Source organism: Arsenicibacter rosenii (assembly GCF_001870735.1).
GTDB lineage: Bacteria > Bacteroidota > Bacteroidia > Cytophagales > Spirosomataceae > Arsenicibacter > Arsenicibacter rosenii.
The window spans coordinates 492,107-512,143 of record NZ_MORL01000004.1 but is presented as its reverse complement, the minus strand read 5'-3'; the positions used below and the strand labels follow the sequence as shown (position 1 = coordinate 512,143).

The following is a 20,037-nucleotide window of genomic DNA, read 5'->3' as shown; positions in this document are numbered from 1 at the left end:
CGCTACTGGCAAAAAGAGAATCATCCCTCGCCAATGCTTATTTTGCGATGGAATTTATCCCCTGGCCTTAAATCCCTGCCTGATATGAAAACACCCCGAACCCTTCGCCTGCTGGCCTTAACCTGTCTGCTGTCAGGCGTAGCACAACCGCTGCTGGCCCAGACCCGGACACTGACCATTACCAAACGATACCTGAATCTGCCGGTCGCGCAGGCGCAGGACCGAGGCACGATGCAACTGACCATGCCCGGCGGGGAGCGGTCGTTTAAAATCCGGCTGGCTGCCGGTAAGCCCGACTACTGGGTGTTCTGCGACATGGCCGGTGCGATGGGCAAAACCATCACCATCCGTTACGACGGCAAAGCCGATGGCCTCGAAACAATTTATCAGGACGACCGCTTTGCCGGCCAGGACTCCCTTTACCACGAGAAAAACCGGCCGCAGTACCACTTTACCACCCGCCGTGGCTGGATCAACGACCCCAACGGCATGATCTTCTACGACGGCGAATACCACCTGTTTTACCAGCACAACCCCTTTGAACGCGAATGGGAGAACATGTCGTGGGGGCATGCCGTGAGCAAAGACATGATTCACTGGCAGGAGCTGCAAACCGCGCTGCTGCCCGACCGGATGGGAACGATGTTCTCGGGGTCAACGGTGATTGATTATGACAACACCGCCGGCTTCAACCAGGGGAACGTACCGGCGATGATCGCGCTGTTTACCGTCGACAATCCGGAAAAGGAAGTACAGTGCCTTGCCTATAGTCTGGACAAAGGCCGGACGTGGACAAAGTACGCGCAGAACCCCGTGATCGACTCAAAGGCGAAATGGAACAGCAAGGACACCCGGGATCCCCGCGTGTTCTGGTATGCGCCCGGCAAGCATTGGGTCATGGTGCTGAATGAACGCGACGGCCATTCCATTTATACCTCGAAAAACCTGAAACAGTGGCAGTACGAGAGCCACACAACCGGTTTCTGGGAATGCCCGGATTTGTTTGAACTGCCGGTTGACGGCGACAACGGAAAGAAAAAATGGGTGATGTACGGCGCGTCGGCCACCTACATGATCGGGAGCTTTGACGGAAAGAAGTTCACTCCCGAGTCTGGCAAACATGCCTATACAAACGGCACCATCTATGCCGCACAGACTTTTACGAACATGCCCGGCAGTGATCCCCGCCGCATTCAGATCGGCTGGGGACGGGTACAGCAGCCAGGCATGCCTTTCAACGGCATGATGCTGTTGCCGACCGAACTCCAGCTCCGGACTACTAAAAACGGCTCGCGCCTGGTAAGTGTGCCGGTCAAAGAAGTCGAACAACTGTTTGCGCCGACCGGTCAATGGACGGCGCTGAGCGCAACGGAGGCAAATGAGCAACTGAAATCGGTCGGGTCGCTGGATCAGTTCCGGTTGCAGACTACCCTGAAACTGTCGCATGCCACGAGTGCCGGTCTTTCGCTGTTCGGGCAGAAAATCCTCGATTACGACCTGAACCACAACCTGCTGAACGGGGCGTTCTACTCGCCCGAAGACATGACGAGTATGGAGATCACAGCGGATATTTACGTTGACCGTACCTCGGTGGAAGTGTTCGTCAATGGCGGCAGCTTCTCCTATTCACTGGAACGGAAACCGAATCCGGCCAGTAAGGAAGGGCTGGTGTTTTGGGGTAACCGGATCGAGGTCAAAGACCTGACGTTCTATACGGCAAAATCAATCTGGAAGTGAGCAGGAGTATTTTCAGATTGGTACTAAAAAACAAGAGGCAGCGTTCCGGAGAGCGTTGCCTTGTTTTATAGGTTATCCGGCAAATTAGCCTACCGAATAAGGCTGATCATGCGTTGGGGACTGGAGGAAAAGGGGAGCCTTTGGCATCGCAATCCACAGAACGATATAGCTCAGAATGAACGGGAACGGAATCGGAGCGAAGACGCCCAGGACAAACAATACCCGAACGATCACCTTGTCGATACCGAAATAATCGGCTAAACCGGCGGCTACACCACCAATGACTTTTTCTGACGTGATCCGTTGCAATTTTTTAGGTTCCATGACTGTATGTTGTTTAACGTTCAGATTAATTTTTCTTTCTTGTTCTTAGCATTTGTTGCTGTTGTTGATTCAAAGGTACTAGGCAATGCCAAGTAGTGGAAGAAAGTTTATATGAATGGTATCCGGATTAGGCGAGTGGTCGAAAAACGGGCCGGATTGCATAAATCATTTCCGGTTTTCCGGTGTTTATAAGACAGACAAACAAACTTCAGCAATCAGGCATGAAACAAATCATTATGGTATGGAGTATAGCCGCCTTGTGGCTGATGGGCGGAACAGGCTGTCAGACCGCCGACTCCTCCAATCAAATCAAAGACACCGCGCTCGCCCAGCTGCCCAAAGCGCGCCCCGGCGAAGCGGTGGCCACGTTCGGGGGCGGTTGCTTCTGGGCAATTCAGGAGGAGTTTAATGAAGTGAAAGGTGTCCGCACCACGGTGGCGGGCTATGCCGGCGGTGATGTTGAATTCCCGACCTATGAGCAGGTGGGGACCGATCAGACCGGCCACGCCGAAACGGTACAGGTGTACTATGACCCAAAGGTAATTTCCTTTGAAAAACTGCTGGAGGGCTTTTTTACCGGCCATGATCCGACCACCAAAAACCGGCAGGGGCCTGACATCGGGCGCGATTATCGTTCGATTGTCTTTTACCGCAACGCCGCCGAAAAGGCAACGATTGATGCCGTGATCAAACGCGAAAACGCATCCGGCCACCATACGGGGCCGATCGTAACGGAAGTGGTGCCGTTCAAGGCGTTTTATCCGGCCGAAAAATACCATCAGAATTACCTGAAACAGCATCCCGATGAATATTACATCCAGAAAATCTCGGTACCGAAGGTGGAGAAGTTCAGAAAAAAAATGGCCGGCCATTTAAAGGACGGATTGATTAACTTGTAGGCATGGAGGCTTATGTTGTACAGATTGTTCCCGGGTTTCACAACTAGGTTTGTTTGAATGCCAGGGAACAAATTGTGCAAATTTGCAGTTGCGTGTATGAACAGTTGCATAATTTTGATGTGGTATCGCTATGGAAAATGCAGCAATAACTAAGGATAGCTTTATAGATATTCTCAGAACGGCGGAAAGTAATTTAGGGCAGAAGATATATTTTCTGTCTGAGTCAATTCAGAACGGAAGTAGTTTTGATAGTGTGAGGTGGGATAATTTTTCGCAGGCACTAAACCATCTTTATGAGCTTTCTGATCAGAATAAAGTAGATGTGAATAACACCTTAGCGCGATTTGCAGAATTACTGATGCCGAGTGTTCAAGCCCGCATGGAAGGTACAGCTAGTGATCAGAGCCATAGGTTTATGGATCAGATTATGGCCCCGGAGTTAGCAGAGCTGATCTGGAAATCAAAGCAAGGCAGTAGCCGTGAAGATATAAATGAAGTTGCTGACCTTGTCGGATTCACTAAAAAAGAGATGGCATTCATTCTTGGTGTTTCTGAGCGTCATTTATATAATCAGTCTGATAAGCCTCTTACTGTATTTCAGCAAGCTCATTTATTGATGCTCAAACGATTAATCTTGTTTGGGCTAAGCGTATTTGACGGTAATCAGAAAAGTCTGATTTCATGGTTAAGAAGGCCAAATCCACAGGTACAAATCGTCGATAGTGAAAGCAGACATAAATCAAAAGCACCCAAAGTGCTTTCTCTTAAAGAATTAGCTGAATCCCCTGATAAAGAAGCGATTAATACATTCTGGGCAAGAAGTAATGAAGCTGATAATCAGCCTGTGGTTGAACAGGTATATGCACCGATTCATGTCCTGGATAATTATTTCGGAATAATACTCGTCGAGCAATTACTTAGCCGGATCGAGTATTCAATCGGGTATTAATTAATAATGGAGTTATTTCGCTTAGTAAAAACAGCTTATAGTAGCGATCCGTTTAACCCGGTTGGATCTATCAAATCACCGGGTAGGTGGAATACAGACCAATATGGCGTATTGTATACGGCTACATCAGCGTCATTAGCTATACTGGAAGTACTTGCTCATCTAACATTTGATCCAAAAGCAGGCGCTCCGGCCTACAATCTCGTCCGCTTTGAGGTAGATGACCCGCTAATTGCTATGTTTCCGGTTCATTACCTGAGCTCAGACTGGAAGAGTAATTATACGAAAACGAATACACTATTAAGCATATGGTATCAGGAAGAAAACCCGAAATATATGGGTTTTAAGGTGCCTTCTGCTTTAGTCGATTTTGAATATAACTGTTTATTGAATCCTAATCATTCAGCATTTAAAAAGCTGACTATTGCGTCAAATTTCCCTTTCCCGTTAGATACCCGATTGTATACCCGATTTGCCATTTAGTCGGGGCATAGTAAAAAAGGTAGCACGGAATAGCATTCCGTGTTACAAAATCTGACAGAACTCCAGCCGCTCGCCGTCGGGGCCGAGGATGTAGCAGTACTTGCAGCCTTTCTGCCAGAAATTAAGAAATACCGGCGCCTCTTCAATGACATCGAAGCCTTCCTGTTTCAGTTGGGCAAAGGTCTCGTCAACGTCATCGACATCAAACGCAATATGGTCGATGCGGCCGTCGGTGCGCTGCCGGACGCGGCTCAGTTCCGGCTCGGGCATCTGGTAGAGTTCCATGATCATCTCGCCGCGCTTCATCATTGACACCTTGCCTTCGGCGCCTTCGTGCATGAACGTTGACCGCATAACGGGTTCAAAATCCAGCCGCTGATAGAAGGCTTCAGAAATGGCAAGGTCGGTAACAGGCAGACCGATGTGCTGGAGACGGTTGATGGCTATGCTCATAGTTTTTTATGCTGAGTTGCTGAGTTGTTCCGGGTTGGTTTTGTTCGCTGAGTGGTGCCGCCACTCAGCGAACAAAACCAACAAAAAATTAATGTTGTCCCTGGCAAATGCAGTGGACATTGCCGAAGCTGCGGGTTTCGGCGTGCCATTCGAAGGCGTCGTTGTAGCGGTTGGTTTCCCAGAAGAACTTCGCCCGCGGACGGCTGACCATGCCGGTTTCGTTCATCGTGGCGGCATCGTACAAGTGTCCGTTGGCCATCACATACCGGATCGTTTCGCTGTTGCGCAGGTCCTGTAGCGGACTCTTGTCGAGGATCAGAATGTCGGCCAGTTTCCCCGCTTCAATCGAACCAACTTCCTTGTCAAGTCCCAGGTTACGGGCCGGACCGATAGTGGCCTGCTTCAGCGCCTGCATGTTTGAGATTCCGCCCTGACCAAGCATCCACAGTTCCCAGTGGGCGCCGAGGCCCTGCAACTGACCGTGGGCACCCAGATGAACACTCACACCCGCATCGGCCAGTTTCTTGGCCGTCTGCGAGTTGCCGATGTGGCCGAAATCGTCGTCGGGCAGCATCTGACGGCGGCGCGACCGGCTGTCGATGACCGCGCGCGGCGTAAACCGCAGCAACCGCTCCTGCTCCCAGACGTTGGTTTTCTGATACCAGTAATATTCACCCGAGACGCTGCCGAAACTAACGATCAGGGTAGGGGTGTAGCCGGTTTTGCTGTTGCTCCAGAGCTGCACCACATCCTTATAGACCGGATCAACGGGGATGTTGTGCTCCACGGTCGTGTGGCCGTCCATGATCATCGTCATGTTGTGGTTGAAGAACGAACCACCTTCCGGCACCACCATCATTTGCAGGTCGCGGGCCGCCTGAATCACCTGCTGACGCTGGTTCCGGCGTGGCTGGTTATAGCTTTTTACCGAGAATGCCCCCACAGCTTTCAACCGGCGGAGGTGCGATTTGGCGTCGTCGAGGCTGTTGATAATGGCTTTAAAATCGCCGTCGGCCCCGTAGAGGATCGTACCGGTTGAGTAGATGCGCGGGCCAACCATCCGGCCGGCCTTTACCATTTCCGACTGACTAAACACCATTTCGGTATTCGACGACGGGTCGTGCACGGTCGTGACCCCGTAGGCAAGGTTAGCAAAATACGACCACTGCTGCTGCGGCGACTTATCGTTGCCGGTGCCGATGTGGGCGTGTGAGTCGATCAGGCCGGGCATGATGGTTTTGCCGGTCGCGTCGATTTCTCTGGCCCCCGCCGGAATCGTCACCTGCGACGCCGGACCGACGGACAGAATCTTGTTGTCCTGCACCACAACCGTTCCGTTTTCGATAACCAGCGGCTGCCCCTGCGCGTCGTCCTTCATGGTCAGGATCGTCCCGTTTTTAAAGGCGACAATACCTTTCGGGACATCGGCCGTCAGGGTCAGGCCAATCTGGATGCCGGTCGAGTCGATGGGCGGGAGTTTGTCGGGAGCGCCTTCCACAAAGGCAAAGCTCTGCTGCACGCTGCGGGTAAAATACTCCGGCCCGATGGTCCAGTGTAGTTTCTGGCTGTCGGTCGACCAATGCAGGTAATCGCCGGCGTCGCGGGTCACCTTGTAGACCGGAAACGACCGCGTGCCACCCGACAGATCAATGCCTTTTCCGGCTGCCGGGAACGGCGCAATGTAGAGCTGAAACAACTCCTGAAAGGCAATCCAGCGGCCGTCGGGGCTCGGGACAAATTTGGTGGCGTACTGCGACGTAAAATGCGTTTGCTCGTCGGTGTTGTTCAGACTGACGCTTTTGAGGGCGTTGGCAGCACCGCCTTCCACGAAGAAAATCCGGTCACCGGCCTTGTTGAACATCGGGTCATCACCGCCTTCGCGCAGCAGGCGGGGTGTGCCTCCGCTGATTGGCATCAGGTACAGCCCCGGCTCTTTGCCGTAGGCATAGCCCATGAAATTGTTACCGCTGCTTTTGCGGTAGACCAGCTGTGTCCCGTCCGGCGAAATGGCCGGTGCGTGGTAAAAGCCCTTTTCTTTGGTCAGGACCTCAATTTTGCGCGTAGCAAGCGTATACTTCCGGATGCTGCCCGTCAGCGAATCGCTCCAGGTTGTGTACAGAATGAATTTGCCGTCGGGGCTGAACGTAGGTTCGTACTCAAAAACGCCGGTATCGGACGTGAGGCGTTCGGGTTTGCCGTTGGGCAGCGTTTTGCGGTAGAGGAAACCGGCCGCGTGAAAAACAATGAATTTTTCGTCGGGCGAGGTGCGTGTGTGCCGGATCATTTTCGACTCGAAGGTCGGCGAAAACACCGTCTGCGGGAACCGGACAGCGTCCTGAACGGTCAGTTTGGCATTGACCGTAAACGGAATTTCGGTGGCTTTGGTGGTCGCCACGTTCACGCGGAAAAACTTGCCTTTGGCCCAGATGATGATGTCTTTGCCGTCGGGTGTCCAGTTGTAGTTGGTATACAGCCCCATGATGGCCCATGCCTCCTGCTGATCCTTGTTCAGCTGATCGAAGACCGGAAACTCCTCGCCGGTTTTCAGGTCATGGATAAACAGGACCGATTTGGTCCGCACCCGCCGGACAAACGCCAGCTGCCGGCCATCGGGCGAAATCTGCGGCCGGACTGCCCCGCCCGGACCGGTCACGATATTTTTGGTCTCGCCGGTTTGCCGGTCGAACCGGCGAATGGCATAAATCTGTCCGTTCGGGTCCTTGTTGTACTGAAAAATCGGTCCGGGACTCACATCTTCACTGTAATAGACATACCGGCCGTCGGGCGACACACAGGGCTCACCCGCATCCTGCTGATCGTTTTTGCGCTTCGTCAGCTGAATGCCTGAAGAGACGCCGCTGCTGTGGTACATCCACATCTCACCGGCACCCAGCGAGCGGGACGCCGTGAAGTGTTTCCGGGCAATAATGTACTGGCCGTCGGGTGTCCAGACCGCATTGTTCAGCAGCCGGAAATCTTCGTTGGTAATTTGCCGGAGCCCCGATCCGTCGCGGTTGATGGTCCAGATGTTATCCCCGCCGCCCCGGTCGCTGGTAAACGAAATGCGTTTGCCGTCGGGGCTGTAGCGCGGCTGCACCTCAAGGGCCAGACCGCCCGACAGCAGTTTAGCCTCGCCGCCGGTGATGGGCAGCGTATACAGATCGCCCAGCATATCGAAGACAATTTCTTTGCCGTCGGGGCTGATGTCGAGGTTCATCCAGGTGCCTTCACTGGTCGTGAACGACACGTCTCTGGACGGGCCGTGGGGTTTGGTTACGTCCCAGGTTTCCTTTTTCTGGGCCATTACAGAGCCCGCCGCCAGCAGGCTGCCGGTGAGCAGTACAGTACAAAGTTTGTTCATGCACCTAAAGATAAGTTACAAATCATGATTTCCGATGCAGTATAACCCACAAAGCCATGCAGCGCAGGACGTGTAAGGGGAAAAATCTTTATTTGGCTATGTGCCTGTGTAGTAAAATTCCATGCTTTGCGGCCGTCTATGAAATCGACGCACGAATGTGCTGCTTTAGGGCAATACCCATAGCAAAGCCAGGCCGGTTCAAGAGGCTTGCCAGAGCCCCCAAACTGAAGTTTGGGGTTAAAAAAGTAGAGATAAAACCCCTACCGACTTACTGCAATCTCAACGTAAATGTCAATCGTACATCAATCGTAATTCGTACCTCGTAATTCGTAAGTCAATCGTACTTCGTACCTCAATCGTAATTCGTCCCTCGTCAATCGTAAGTCAATCGTAATTCGTCCCTCGTACATCGTACATCAATCGTAATTCGTCCCTCGTAAATCGTACATCAATCGTAATTCGTTCCTCGTAATTCGTAAATCATCAGGGGCAGATAAATGACAATGGTGGGTAACGACATGAGCAATCCGCCGATGGTGCCGATGCCGAGCGCATACCAGAACGGTTCTTTTTCGTAGAGCAGAAACGGAATCATGCCAACAACCGTCGACAGAACGGTCAGCAGAATGGGCCTGATTTTGTGGTGAAATGCGTTGATGTAGAGCGAAAGACCGCTTGCCTGTGGCGCTGTCCGGCGTAGCCGGTTCATTTCGGCGATGATGAAAATACCGGCACATACGACATTACCCGCCAGCAGCACAAAGGCCGCATAGCCACCCTGATCGAAATTGCTGTCGGTCCAGTAAAAAGCCAGAAAGACGCCGGTGTACGAAAGCGGAATCAGACCGATTAAGGCAAGGGGTTGCCACAGGCTTTCAAAAATAACCACACAGACGAGGTAAATCAGCACCACTACCAGGCCAATCAGTTCGTACGGTCTGCGGCTGTCGGTGCCGAACCAGAACCGGTCAATGGGTTTGACCGAATAACCCATCGGGAGTTGCTGCCGGAAGGCCGTCAAGGTTTCGTTCAGGTATTTTTCGCCGAAGTGATAGCTGCCGAAATACTCAAAACTAATCAGCCGTTTATACTGCTGCGCTTCTTTCTGAATATCGGGGACGACCTTTTGCCGGTCCAGCGTACCGGCATCGCTCAGGAGAAACGGGCGGTTGCCTGCATTCAGCGGTTGGTGGGTCAGTTGCCAGATGTCGGTCGTGCGGTATTGGGCCGGGGCAATCGTAACCGGCGTATAGGTATCCCCGATAAACTGATAATCGTCGGGTTGGGGACGGGCGTTGAGGTCGGCAAGCCGGGTATAAAGCTGATTGGCCGGCAAATCGCGCAGGGCCAGTTGCTGTGGGGCTGTCTGTAGCACAAACTCATAGAGTCGTTTGCGCTGGTACAGGCTGGGGCTCCGGTTGGTGTTTACCTCCTGAATGCGGGGATGTTTTTCGAGCATCCCTTTGAGCCGGTTTGCCTGCTCATCCAGTTGCTGGTAATTATAGCCAAACAGCTCGACATTGAACGACGGCACCTCTTCTTCGTTTAACTGCTGACTGAAGCCCTGCCCGACACCATAAATGTTCCAGTCGATGCCGCTCATGTCGGTCGAGAGCATAATGGCCCGGTTTTTCAGCTGATAGGGAAATAACCCATCCTCAAACGGTCGTTTAAAATAAACCACCATGTAACCTTCCTGCCCGCTGCTCACCTGCGTAATGTATTTATCAATTTCGCCATAGCGTCCCATTTCCTGTTCCAGCCGCCGGAATACAGCGTCCATCTGCTCCGATGTGCTTTGGTTGGGCAATTCGGCAATGACGTATAAGGTGGTCCGTTCGGGAGTGCTGTAGTATGATCCTTCGTAAACATAGTTCACAAAAAGGCGCAGCGTGCCACCCAGCCATTTGTTCAATATCGGCTGAACCGTGTCGAGATACCAGTCACTGCCCAGTGTGGCGTTATAATAGGGGGCCATCGGGTGGTCGGTTTCGAGCCGGTTGGGAAGCCAGAAAAAAGGAAGCCCGAACAGCAGAACCGCCGGTAAGGCCGCTGTTTTGCGGTAACGCAGCAGCACGGTCAGAAAACGGGCATACCAACTCCCGAAACGACTGACGGTATGAGCAACGGGTACAGACAAGTCAGGCGTAACCGGCTGCGGTTGAGGGACATGCCGGATCAGGGCCGGTACAAAACCGACCGCCACCAACAGGGATACAAATAGGGTTACGGCCATCACAACGGCAAAGTCGCTGAGGGCCTGCCGGTTTTCTTCGGGCAGAAACCAGACCACAATCAGGCCCGCGCAGGTAGTCAGCGTGGCCCCCAGCAAAGCAGTAAACACCTGCCGGTCACCGTGTTTGCGGTAGTGGTCGATCATCACAATAACGTTGTCCATCAGGATACCCAGCGAGGTAGTTAACGCCGCGAGCGAGTAGAGGTGAATCTCGGTGCCAAGCAGCGCAAAGACGATGACCGACAACAGCAGCGTGACCACCGAACTGATGACAATGATGCCGACATAGCGCCAGCTGAGCGTGCTGAGGCCCACAAACAGGAGCAGAATCAGCACGGCCACTGCCGACTGTATGCCGGTCTTTTGCAGGTTTTCGCGGATAAACTCCGTGGCGTCATACTCGACCGATAGCCGGTAGCCCGCCGGTAGCCGGAAAGCGTTGATTTGCTGCCGCAAACGGGCCGCTACCTGTAGCTGATTAGCCCCTTTAGCGGCCGTGACCACGACATTGATGGCATCCTGCCCGTTGATGCGGTAGAACTGTGTCGCCTGCGGTTCCTGTTTGCTAACCGCCACCAGATCAGTCAGGTAGATAAGCCGGCCGTTGCGGTTCGCGACGGGAATGTGAAACGGATTGGCCGAAACAGGGTTTAACGCGACGCGGATATGTTGCCCGTTGCCGTTCTGCCAAACGCCCAGCGACTCCCGCCGGAAATGCTGCTGCAATGCCTGCCGCAGGTCGGCTTCGGTCAGGTGCAGGCTGTTGAGCTGATTGGCATCGTAGGTGAGCAGCCACTCTTCCTGTGCGCCCCCGAACGCCCGGATGGTTGCTACTCCCGTTGTGGTGGCTAACCGGGGCTTAAGCTGCTCATCGGCAAAGCGTTGCAGGGCTGCCGGTGCAACGGGGCCGCTAAGCTGTAAGACAAACAACGGCTTTTGGCTACCGGCCTCATCATCGGGTGCGTTGACCGAAATTTCGGGATAGCTGCAATCCGGCGGGAGCTGCCGGTAGACCTGCCGCAGCAACGCCGCTACCTCCAGCCGGGCATCATCCGGATTGGTTTGTTTATCAAACGTAAGGGTGATGTAGCCGCTTTTGTAGCCCGACACCGACGCGATTTTCTCTACGCCGCTGAGGGTGCTGAGAACGCCTTCGAGCCGGGCCGTAACCTGACGCTCCAGCGTGAGGGGCGACGCCCCGGACCAGTAATAGCTGACGGTTAACCCCTGCCCCCGATCCGACGGCGCGAGCTGCACCGGTAGTTTGGGCAACAGCGCCAGGCCAATCAGGCTCAGTACCGAGAATAAAATGATGAGTTGGTAACGCATAAAAATGGTGTAATGTGATAATGGTGTTATTCATAAGAAATTCAACCTTGTTTTATTTATTATGAATAACAAAATATACCATTACTGTCATGTGATTTTATGTATGAAGTAATGGGGATTTATTTTGTTGTTTACTTGCAAAGATGTTTTTTTTTTTTGTAACGTTGCGGTAAGTTTAACAAAACACATCTAATCGTTAAGCAACACCATGTGCAGGAGAACGCTCCAGATCAGAAATTTACCACTTACCGAACGCGAGGCTGAAACCTTGTTATATTGTGCAAAAGGATTAACCATTACTGAAACTGCCGATAAACTGTTTATCAGCCCGAAAACCGTACAGCGGCATCGTGAAAATCTGCGCGAAAAATTTAACCTGACTGAGCAAGGCTATCATGCATTAGTCTTATTGGCACTGGAAGTTAAAGAGGAGCTTGAAAAATTTTTGAAAAAGGAGATAAGAGGGTGAAAAATGGGTTATTTAGCTAATATAATCACCTTAATTAAGATCATATATTTGAAATGATAAATTTTTATCTCTTAATTATGTTTAAAATATGAAAACTAAATTAGGTAAATTAATTGTATTTGCTTCAATAGCAGCATTGAGTGGTTCAGCACCTTTTGCTAGTTATAAGTTTAATACTGGTGCTTTCGCACAAACGACGACTCCAGGCGAAGCATCTTATTATTTGTTTGATTACTGTGTGTGTGATGGATGTGGTTCACCTGAGGAACCAAACAAAGGAGGAAAGTGTACGGGGACCGGTAACTGTTTATCTAAGGTAGAAACTTGTAGCTAAGAACGAGAAATGATTAGGTGGTTAATTTAAATCACCTAATCATTTTTATGTATTATTTTTTTTGAAATTAGTTGCTTTTTGTGCTTCTTAATAATTAATAACGAATATTGTCAATATCTCATTTATAAATGATTTGTTTTTTGTAGAGTTAATATTTTATTTTATATGATGCCCCTGCGAAATATACTTTTTATAATGCATGTTTTTATATTACTTGGTCTTTTAGTTTTTCTGGGATGCTCAAATAGAAAAACAGTAGATAGGGAATTGTTTACTTTTGAGGAAGGTAAAATTGAGAATATTCCATTGGATAATGAGACATCCAAAAGTAATTTGGAGTATCAATTCTATGAGAAAAACAATAATAAATTCTTTTACTTATTAAGCTCTAGTTCTAAAAAGATAATTGTGTACGATTGGATTACTAAAGCAATATTAAATAAGATAAATTTAATTGAAGAAGGTCCAGATGGTGTAGGTCATCCAAATGATTTCTTTGTTAAATCTCCCGATAGTATTTATATATTGTCAAGATATCTTTACCGATTAAGTTTAATAAACTCAAAAGGGACAGTAATTGATAAATATAGACTACTTCCTTCTGAAACACCATTTGACGAGAAACAATTAAGTCGCCCTCCATCAAAATACGGTTACACTGCTTTGCCTACAGCTGGAAATGCAAAAAGTGGCGATATTATTGATGATGGGAAATTAATTACCTTGTTGTGTGATCCAAATTTAAACCATATGAATTATGAAGAATATTATAAACATGCAAAAAATATATTAATTTATGACAAAAAAACAAAAAATATAACTTATTCATTGCCATTTCCAGATATTTACAAAAATAATTTATTTTATCCAACACAATATGATTGGCGATACAGGACCTATAACCCTCGTAAAAATAAAGCAATTGTAAGTTTTCCAGCAGATAATAATATTTATGAAATGGATATTAATGGGTCAAATATCAAAGCAATTATGGCAAATAGCATGTATTTTGATGAGGTAAAGCCTATGTCTGCGCCTGTGAATAATCCTGAAGATAGATTTAAACATGCTGTTAATAATTTTTATTATGGAGGAATCTATTATGATAAATTTAAAGAGATATATTACCGATTGGTTAATCACCCTATGAATGTAGAGGGCGATATTCGTAATACTAAGTTGAAATCTTTTGAAACGTCGATAATAGTTTTAAGTAAAAATTATAAAATATTAGGTGAGATAAAAATCCCTAAGAAATACTTTTCCGGAGTTGCCTTTGTGAATAGTGAAGGTATATATTTAAAAAAAATGACGACATCTGATGATAGTCTTCCATTTGTTTTACTTAAATATAAACCAAGAATAAATAAACAATAGATTATTATAATATACAACCTTTGTTTTGTCAGCAGTGCTTAATAGGCACTGCTGATTCTTTGTATATAATTTATATATTGTAATTTTAAGTCCCTATATTAGGACGTATATACAAATTGAAATATTAAGTATGACTTATGCGTTATTTATTATTAAAATTCACATCTGTAGTTATATGCGTATCAATATTTTTCTGTGTTTCCTGTCAGTTTGCGGCCTCTACCGCATCAACCGAAGCCGATAGCACGGCGCTGAACAAACCGGATGCCGAAAGTCTGCCGGTTGTGCAGGCGCAGCCGGTGCGGACCGGTACGTTTCTGCTGGCTTCGGCAGCAACGGGACTGATCCGGAGCGCCGCTCAATCGAAACTGCATTTCCGCAGCGGCGGCACAATCAGCCGTATTTTCGTGCGTAACGGTATGACCGTACAAGCGGGGCAGTTGCTGGCTCAACTCGATAAACAGGATCAGCAATTAGCCGTTCGTCAGGCCGAAGATCAGGTGCGGGAGTCGGTGGCGCAACTGCGGGGCCTGATTGCCGAATATGGCGGGCATGACCTGGATACCAACAGTCTGAAACCCAATGCCCGTGCCTTTGTGCTGACCAAAAGCGGCTATTACCGCGCCCACACCGCTCTTGCGCTGGCGCGGCAGAATCTCGGCTACACCGACTTACGCGCCCCGTATGCGGGCACGATTGCCAACCTGTCGGCACAACCCTACAACTTCATAACGGCCTATGAGGTCTTCTGCACGCTGCTGAGCACGGCCGGTTTGCAGGCCGAGTTTTCGGTGCTGGAATCGGAATTACGGGCTATCCGCGAAGGGCAACCGGTTACGGTTGTGCCGGTGGCACGGCCTGAACGCTCGTATCAGGGGCAAGTGACCGAAATCAATCCATTCGTCAACGGGCAGGGGCTGGTGCTGGTCCGTGCCGGTATTCGTCAGGCCGACCGGCAGCTGTTTGAGGGCATGAACGTGCGGGTACGGGTGGAACGGCGGGTGCCCGGTCAACTCATTATACCCAAAACGGCGGTGGTGGAGCGGTCGGGCCGGAAGGTGGTGTTTACGCTGGCTGAGGAGGGGGGGCAGCGCCTCGCCAAATGGAACTATGTGACCATCGCGTATGAAAACGATACAGAGGTAGCCGTCAGCGAGGGCCTGAAAGCCGGTGATCAGGTAATCATATCGGGCAACCTGAACCTGGCCCACGACGCGAAGGTGAAATGATTTACGATTTACGATGTACGATTTACGATTTGGGATGTATGATGTACGATTTACGAATTATGATGTACAATTTACGATGTACGATTTGTGATGTACGATTTACGATGTAACATTTGTGATGGAAATTCAGGATTTATGATATAAAAATCATTTATTTGGTTTTTATTTATTTGATTGGTTATGACTTCGGATGAGTTGAAAAGGAGGACGAAAGCGTTTGGTATACAGGTGATTGCGCTGGTTGAGGGCTTGCCTGATACGAAGGCGGGGTGGGCAGTTGGCCGACAGCTTATACGATGTGCTACGTCTGTAGGTGCCAATTACCGGGCCGCTTGCCGGGCTAAATCAAAAGCCGATTTTATTGCTAAGATTGATACGGTCGAAGAAGAGGCTGATGAATCGTTGTATTGGCTGGAAATCCTGGACGAAATAAAACTGACTAAACCTGAACTGGTAAAGCCACTTGCCCGGGAAGCGAATGAACTGACGGCCATTTTTACCAAAATCAGCATTTCGTCCAAAAAGAAATAAACGAAAGCGTCAGCGTACGCACCTGAAACAATCAGTCATAAATCAATCGTACTTCGTAAATCGTACCTCGTAAATCAATCGTACCTCGTACCTCGTAAATCAATCGTAAATTCCTTGACCCGCTATCTGCTGCACCGCCCGATTGCTGTTTGTACCGTAACGCTGGTACTGGTTGTGCTGGGCATACTGGCCTTGCGTCAGTTGCCGGTATCGCTGCTGCCCGACATCCCGATTCCCGAAATTACCGTTCAGGTGAGCTATCCGGCGGCCTCGGCGCGGGAGCTACAGCGAAGCATTGAATTGCCGTTGCGCAATCAGTTGCTCCAGGTCAATCACCTCGACGATATACAGTCGGCGGTTCAGGACGGGCAGGCGACCATCACCCTGCGGTTTGATTACGGCACCAACATCCGGCTGGCTTATCTGGAGACCAACGAAAAAATTGATGCCCTGCTCAGCCGGTTACCCCGCGACCTCGAACGGCCGAAGGTGATTCGGGCGGGGGCGGGCGATCTGCCCGTTTTTACGCTGAATGTCTGGCCCAAAGCCGGTAAGCCGCAGGATTTTCCGGCGCTCAGCGATTTCTGCGAAAACGTTCTGAAACGACGGATTGAGCAGCTTACGGACGTGGCGCTGGTAGACGCGACCGGTCTGGCTCAACCCGAAGCCGTGGTACAGGCCGACCCCGGCAAACTGGCCGCGCTGGGGCTGACCGACCGGCAACTGGCCGATCTGTTGAAACAGGCCAATCTGCAACCCGGCAATTTCACCGTCCGCGAAGGACCGTATCAGTACAGCGTGCGTTTCGGGTCGGTACTGCAAACCCGGCAGGACATCGAAAATCTGTACATTCCGGTTGGCGGAACAGCGGGCGGTTCAAACGCGGCCCTGACCGATCCGCGCGTTAGTTATTTTGCCGACAACGTGCAGCAATCGGGCAACGCGCAGACCGCCGCTCCGCGCCGGTTACTGGCCCTGCGCGATGTGGCCACCGTATCGATCCGGGAGCAGCCGCAAAAAGGCGTCTATGTCTTTAACGGGCAGCGTACGGTTGGCATGGCCATTATCAAACAAAGCGATGCGCAGTTGCTGCACCTGCGGCGGGAACTCGACAAGCTGCTCCGGCAGTTCCAGACCGATTACCCGGATATGTCGTTTGCGCTTAGTCAAGATCAGACGGAGTTGCTGGACTTGTCTATTTCCAATCTCGTCAGCAACCTCCTGACCGGTGCCCTGCTGACCTTCGTCATGGTCTTTTTCTTTCTGCGCGACCGCCGATTGCCACTGCTCATTGGCCTGGTCTTGCCCGTGTCGCTGGCCGTGACGTTTCTGGGGTTTTATGGATTGGGGTTGAGTATCAACATTGTGTCGCTGGCAGGGCTGGTGCTGGGCGTCGGGGAGATTATCGACAGTGCGATCATCATCATTGAAACAATTGAAGAGTCGCGGGAGGCGGGTGCATCCATCGAAGAGGCCTGCGTAACAGGGACGGAGGAGGTAATCCGGCCGCTGTTTACATCAGTGCTGACCAACTCCGCCGTATTTCTGCCGTTGCTGCTGTTGAGCGGCCTGGCCGGTGCGCTGTTTTTCGATCAGGCCGTATCGGTTTCGCTGGCTCTTGGCGTGTCGCTGCTCTGCTCGTATACGCTGGTGCCGGTGTTGTATTACCTGATGTACCGGAACCGGCGGGCGCATCCTGAGCGGCAGGGCATAGCGGTGCCGGACGAAGAGGCCCGGCAGTTGTCGTTTTCGCAGGAAACACGGGTCATGCGGTGGCTGGCGGCGGCGTATAATTTTCTGTTCAGGGCCGCTTTTCGCTTCAAGGGCAGTTTACTGGCTTGCATGGTCCTTTTGCTGGCGGGTGCCGTCTGGATGAGCGGGCAAATCGGGAAGCAGGGGATGCCTGCCGTCAGCCGCACCGAATCGGAGGTAGCTATCGACTGGAACGAGCCGCTGACGGTGGCCGAAAATCAGCGCCGGGTCACCACGTTGCTCGGTTTGCTGAAAACACGTCCGGACTATGTCAGCGCGTTTATCGGTCAGCAGCAGTTTGTTATTAACCGGATGGGATTACAACAAACTGAAAACGAAACCCTGCTGAGTATTCAGCTGCCATCCGTGCAAGCCTATGAAACCTTGAACCATGAGATTGCGCAGACCATGCGCCGACTCTATCCGGACGCCGTTTGCCGGATCAAACCGGCGGCAAACGTGTTTGAGCAGTTGTTTACGACCAATGAACCGGCTGCCCGGCTGAAGCTGTATAATACGCGGAGTGCCGAAGCCATTCCGGCAGATGATGCCGAACGGATTCGCCGGACAATGGGGCAGGGGCGGGGTGTAGGATACCGGCAACGGCTGACAGTCCGGCTGCTGCCCGACCGGTTATTGCTCTATGATGTAGACGATGAAGTTGTTATTCAGGCGCTTAAAACGGCGTTTAACAATAACCAGGTAACCACACTATTGTACGATCAGCGGCAATTACCCCTGGTGCTGTCGGGGAGCGGTCCGGTCGACTGGCAAACTGCATTTGTCAACAACCGGCAGAAGCAGCCGGTACCGTTGCGGCAACTGATTGACATTACGCCGACCGTTGATTACAAAACCCTGTTTGCCGATAAGGAGGGCGTATTTGTTCCGATAGATTTTGATGCGCTTCCCACCCTGAAACTGCCGGACGAACCAAATGTGCTGATGGTGTGGTCGGGCCGGTATGTACGCGACCGGCAGTATCTGACAGAGTTGGGCTGGATTGTCTGCATTGCCATTGCGCTGTTGTTCTGCATCCTGACGGCTCAGTTCGAGTCGTTGCAACAGCCGTTGATTGTGATGCTGACTATTATGCTGGGCCTTGCCGGTGCTGTCTGGGCGCTGTATCTGGCCGACGACAGCCTGAATGTGATGTCGGCTATCGGCATGGTGGTGTTAATCGGCTTGCTGGATAACGATTCGATTCTGAAAATTGACACCATGAACAAAGGCCGGGCCGCACACGGGCTTATGGAAGCGATCCGGCTGGCAGGACTACGCCGACTGAAATCGCAGATGATGACGTTTCTGACAACGGTTCTGGGGCTCTTGCCGGTCCTGTTCAGCGGCGGGTTGGGGGCGGAGCTACAACGGCCGCTGGCGCTGTCGGTAATTGGCGGCATGTGTGTGGGGGTCCTGATTTCGTGGACTGTCATTCCGTTGCTGTATTGGTTTCTGGAACGGCGGCATGGGCAATAAACCTGTTCCGTAGAGACAAGGGATGCCTTGTCTCTACGGTTTGTGTTCGTTAAAACAAGGCCATAAACCGACGCGGAACCGGGGTTTCGAAGCGGAGGCGCTGACCGGTGATCGGGTGTACAAACGACAGTGACCAGGCATGCAGCCCAAGCCGGCCGATCGGGTCGGCCGACGCGCCGTATTTCCGGTCACCGACAATCGGGTGGCCCAGGTCCTGCATGTGTACACGGATCTGGTTTTTCCGGCCGGTTTCCAGCGTAACCTTCAGCAGCGAATAACTGCTGTTCGACTTCACGGTTTCGTAGTGCGTGATGGCCTCCTGCCCGTGTTCCGGGTTTTTGTGCGAGTAAACAATCAGGGCCTTGCTTTCGTGCAGGTAGGAGATGTGCGTGCCGTTCGGCGGGTCGAGTTTGCCCTCAATCGCGGCCAGATAAATCCGTTCTTTGGTGGTTGGCCCCCACGTTTCCTGCACCAGTTTCTGCACCCGCTCACTTTTGGCAAACATCATCAGCCCCGATGTTTCGCGGTCGAGCCGGTGGATGATGAAGATTTTGTTCGACGGGTTGTCGCGTTTAACGTGGTCGTACAGAATGCTGTAGGCCGTCCGCTCGGAGCCTTTGTTGGTGGCCATCGACAGGATGCCTTCGTTTTTATTGATGATAATCAGGTGTTCATCTTCGAAGATGATCGTCAGACCGGGGTACTTGCGTTCCGGCCCGAGTTTGGTCCAGCGCACCACTACTTCCTGATTTGCCTTAAGCGGATGGTTGAACTGCGTAACGGCCTGATCGTTGATCCAGACCTGCCGGTCGCGCAGGATTGATTTGATATTGTTGCGGTTTTTATGCGGAAGTTTAGCCAACAAAAACACCATCAGTTCGGTGTCTTCTGTCACAATCAGGCGGGTTTCCTTCGGCGCGGAATCACGCTTACCCGGTTGGCTTTGTTTTGGTTTTTGTTCGTCTTGCATGCGTTCGAGGGTCGTCCGGCGGGCTGCCGGTTAACCATTAAGTAGGCTAAAATTCGCTAAATTTTCCGAGACTATCCGTATCCGGTACTGCAAATCCATAACAACCCATCCCCTAATTGGTTAGA

Annotated in this window: 15 protein-coding genes; 10 read left to right on the top strand and 5 right to left on the bottom strand. The window is 51.1% G+C overall.

Annotated features, from left to right (window positions below; genetic code table 11):
* The first annotated feature begins 84 nt into the window (after nucleotides 1-84).
* Nucleotides 85-1,737 carry a glycoside hydrolase family 32 protein gene (locus tag BLX24_RS11075; protein WP_083421912.1) on the top strand — a complete coding sequence of 551 codons (1,653 nt, stop codon included), beginning with the start codon at nucleotides 85-87 and terminating at the stop codon, nucleotides 1,735-1,737.
* 84 nt (nucleotides 1,738-1,821) lie between these two features.
* On the opposite strand, the gene BLX24_RS11070 is transcribed toward BLX24_RS11075, so the two are convergent.
* Nucleotides 1,822-2,061: a PspC domain-containing protein gene (locus BLX24_RS11070; RefSeq protein WP_071503178.1), complete on the bottom strand. Its 240-nt coding sequence runs from the start codon at nucleotides 2,059-2,061 to the stop codon at nucleotides 1,822-1,824.
* Nucleotides 2,062-2,282: 221 nt separating this feature from the next.
* On the opposite strand from BLX24_RS11070, the gene msrA reads away from it, so the two are divergent.
* The 3 genes from msrA to BLX24_RS11055 all read left to right on the top strand — a co-directional run bounded on the left by msrA (nucleotide 2,283) and on the right by BLX24_RS11055 (nucleotide 4,392).
* Nucleotides 2,283-2,960, top strand: coding sequence for a peptide-methionine (S)-S-oxide reductase MsrA (gene msrA / locus BLX24_RS11065; protein WP_071503177.1), 678 nt, complete (start codon nucleotides 2,283-2,285; stop codon nucleotides 2,958-2,960).
* A 130-nt stretch (nucleotides 2,961-3,090) separates the two neighbouring features.
* Complete coding sequence (locus BLX24_RS11060; RefSeq protein WP_071503176.1) at nucleotides 3,091-3,909, top strand: hypothetical protein; 819 nt, start codon at nucleotides 3,091-3,093, stop codon at nucleotides 3,907-3,909.
* Nucleotides 3,910-3,915: 6 nt separating this feature from the next.
* Nucleotides 3,916-4,392: an RES family NAD+ phosphorylase gene (locus tag BLX24_RS11055; protein ID WP_083421911.1), complete on the top strand. Its 477-nt coding sequence runs from the start codon at nucleotides 3,916-3,918 to the stop codon at nucleotides 4,390-4,392.
* 42 nt (nucleotides 4,393-4,434) lie between these two features.
* Here the strand turns inward: BLX24_RS11055 and BLX24_RS11050 are convergent, their stop codons facing one another.
* From BLX24_RS11050 to BLX24_RS11040, 3 genes are all read right to left on the bottom strand, one after another.
* On the bottom strand, nucleotides 4,435-4,845 hold the full coding sequence (locus BLX24_RS11050) for a VOC family protein (RefSeq protein ID WP_071503174.1): 411 nt from the start codon (nucleotides 4,843-4,845) through the stop codon (nucleotides 4,435-4,437).
* 88 nt (nucleotides 4,846-4,933) lie between these two features.
* Nucleotides 4,934-8,206, bottom strand: a complete 3,273-nt coding sequence (locus tag BLX24_RS11045) for an amidohydrolase family protein (protein ID WP_071503173.1) — start codon at nucleotides 8,204-8,206, stop codon at nucleotides 4,934-4,936.
* A 448-nt stretch (nucleotides 8,207-8,654) separates the two neighbouring features.
* Complete coding sequence (locus BLX24_RS11040; RefSeq protein WP_071503172.1) at nucleotides 8,655-11,771, bottom strand: efflux RND transporter permease subunit; 3,117 nt, start codon at nucleotides 11,769-11,771, stop codon at nucleotides 8,655-8,657.
* A gap of 208 nt (nucleotides 11,772-11,979) precedes the next feature.
* Between BLX24_RS11040 and BLX24_RS31640 the strand changes: the two genes are divergently transcribed.
* From BLX24_RS31640 to BLX24_RS11020, 6 genes are all read left to right on the top strand, one after another.
* Entirely contained in the window at nucleotides 11,980-12,240 is a 261-nt protein-coding gene (locus BLX24_RS31640; RefSeq protein WP_083421910.1) for a response regulator transcription factor, read from the top strand.
* A gap of 88 nt (nucleotides 12,241-12,328) precedes the next feature.
* Nucleotides 12,329-12,574, top strand: a complete 246-nt coding sequence (locus BLX24_RS32115; RefSeq protein ID WP_143092641.1) for a hypothetical protein — start codon at nucleotides 12,329-12,331, stop codon at nucleotides 12,572-12,574.
* Between the two features lie 165 nt (nucleotides 12,575-12,739).
* Nucleotides 12,740-13,951: a DUF4221 family protein gene (locus BLX24_RS11035; protein WP_083421909.1), complete on the top strand. Its 1,212-nt coding sequence runs from the start codon at nucleotides 12,740-12,742 to the stop codon at nucleotides 13,949-13,951.
* Nucleotides 13,952-14,088: 137 nt separating this feature from the next.
* Nucleotides 14,089-15,180, top strand: coding sequence for an efflux RND transporter periplasmic adaptor subunit (locus BLX24_RS11030; protein ID WP_071503170.1), 1,092 nt, complete (start codon nucleotides 14,089-14,091; stop codon nucleotides 15,178-15,180).
* Nucleotides 15,181-15,360: 180 nt separating this feature from the next.
* The gene (locus BLX24_RS11025; RefSeq protein WP_071503169.1) at nucleotides 15,361-15,711 is read left to right on the top strand and encodes a four helix bundle protein; all 351 of its coding nucleotides are present in this window, start codon (nucleotides 15,361-15,363) and stop codon (nucleotides 15,709-15,711) included.
* A gap of 114 nt (nucleotides 15,712-15,825) precedes the next feature.
* Nucleotides 15,826-18,942: an efflux RND transporter permease subunit gene (locus BLX24_RS11020; protein ID WP_071503168.1), complete on the top strand. Its 3,117-nt coding sequence runs from the start codon at nucleotides 15,826-15,828 to the stop codon at nucleotides 18,940-18,942.
* 49 nt (nucleotides 18,943-18,991) lie between these two features.
* On the opposite strand, the gene BLX24_RS11015 is transcribed toward BLX24_RS11020, so the two are convergent.
* Complete coding sequence (locus BLX24_RS11015; RefSeq protein WP_071503167.1) at nucleotides 18,992-19,912, bottom strand: RluA family pseudouridine synthase; 921 nt, start codon at nucleotides 19,910-19,912, stop codon at nucleotides 18,992-18,994.
* Nucleotides 19,913-20,037 lie beyond the last annotated feature (125 nt).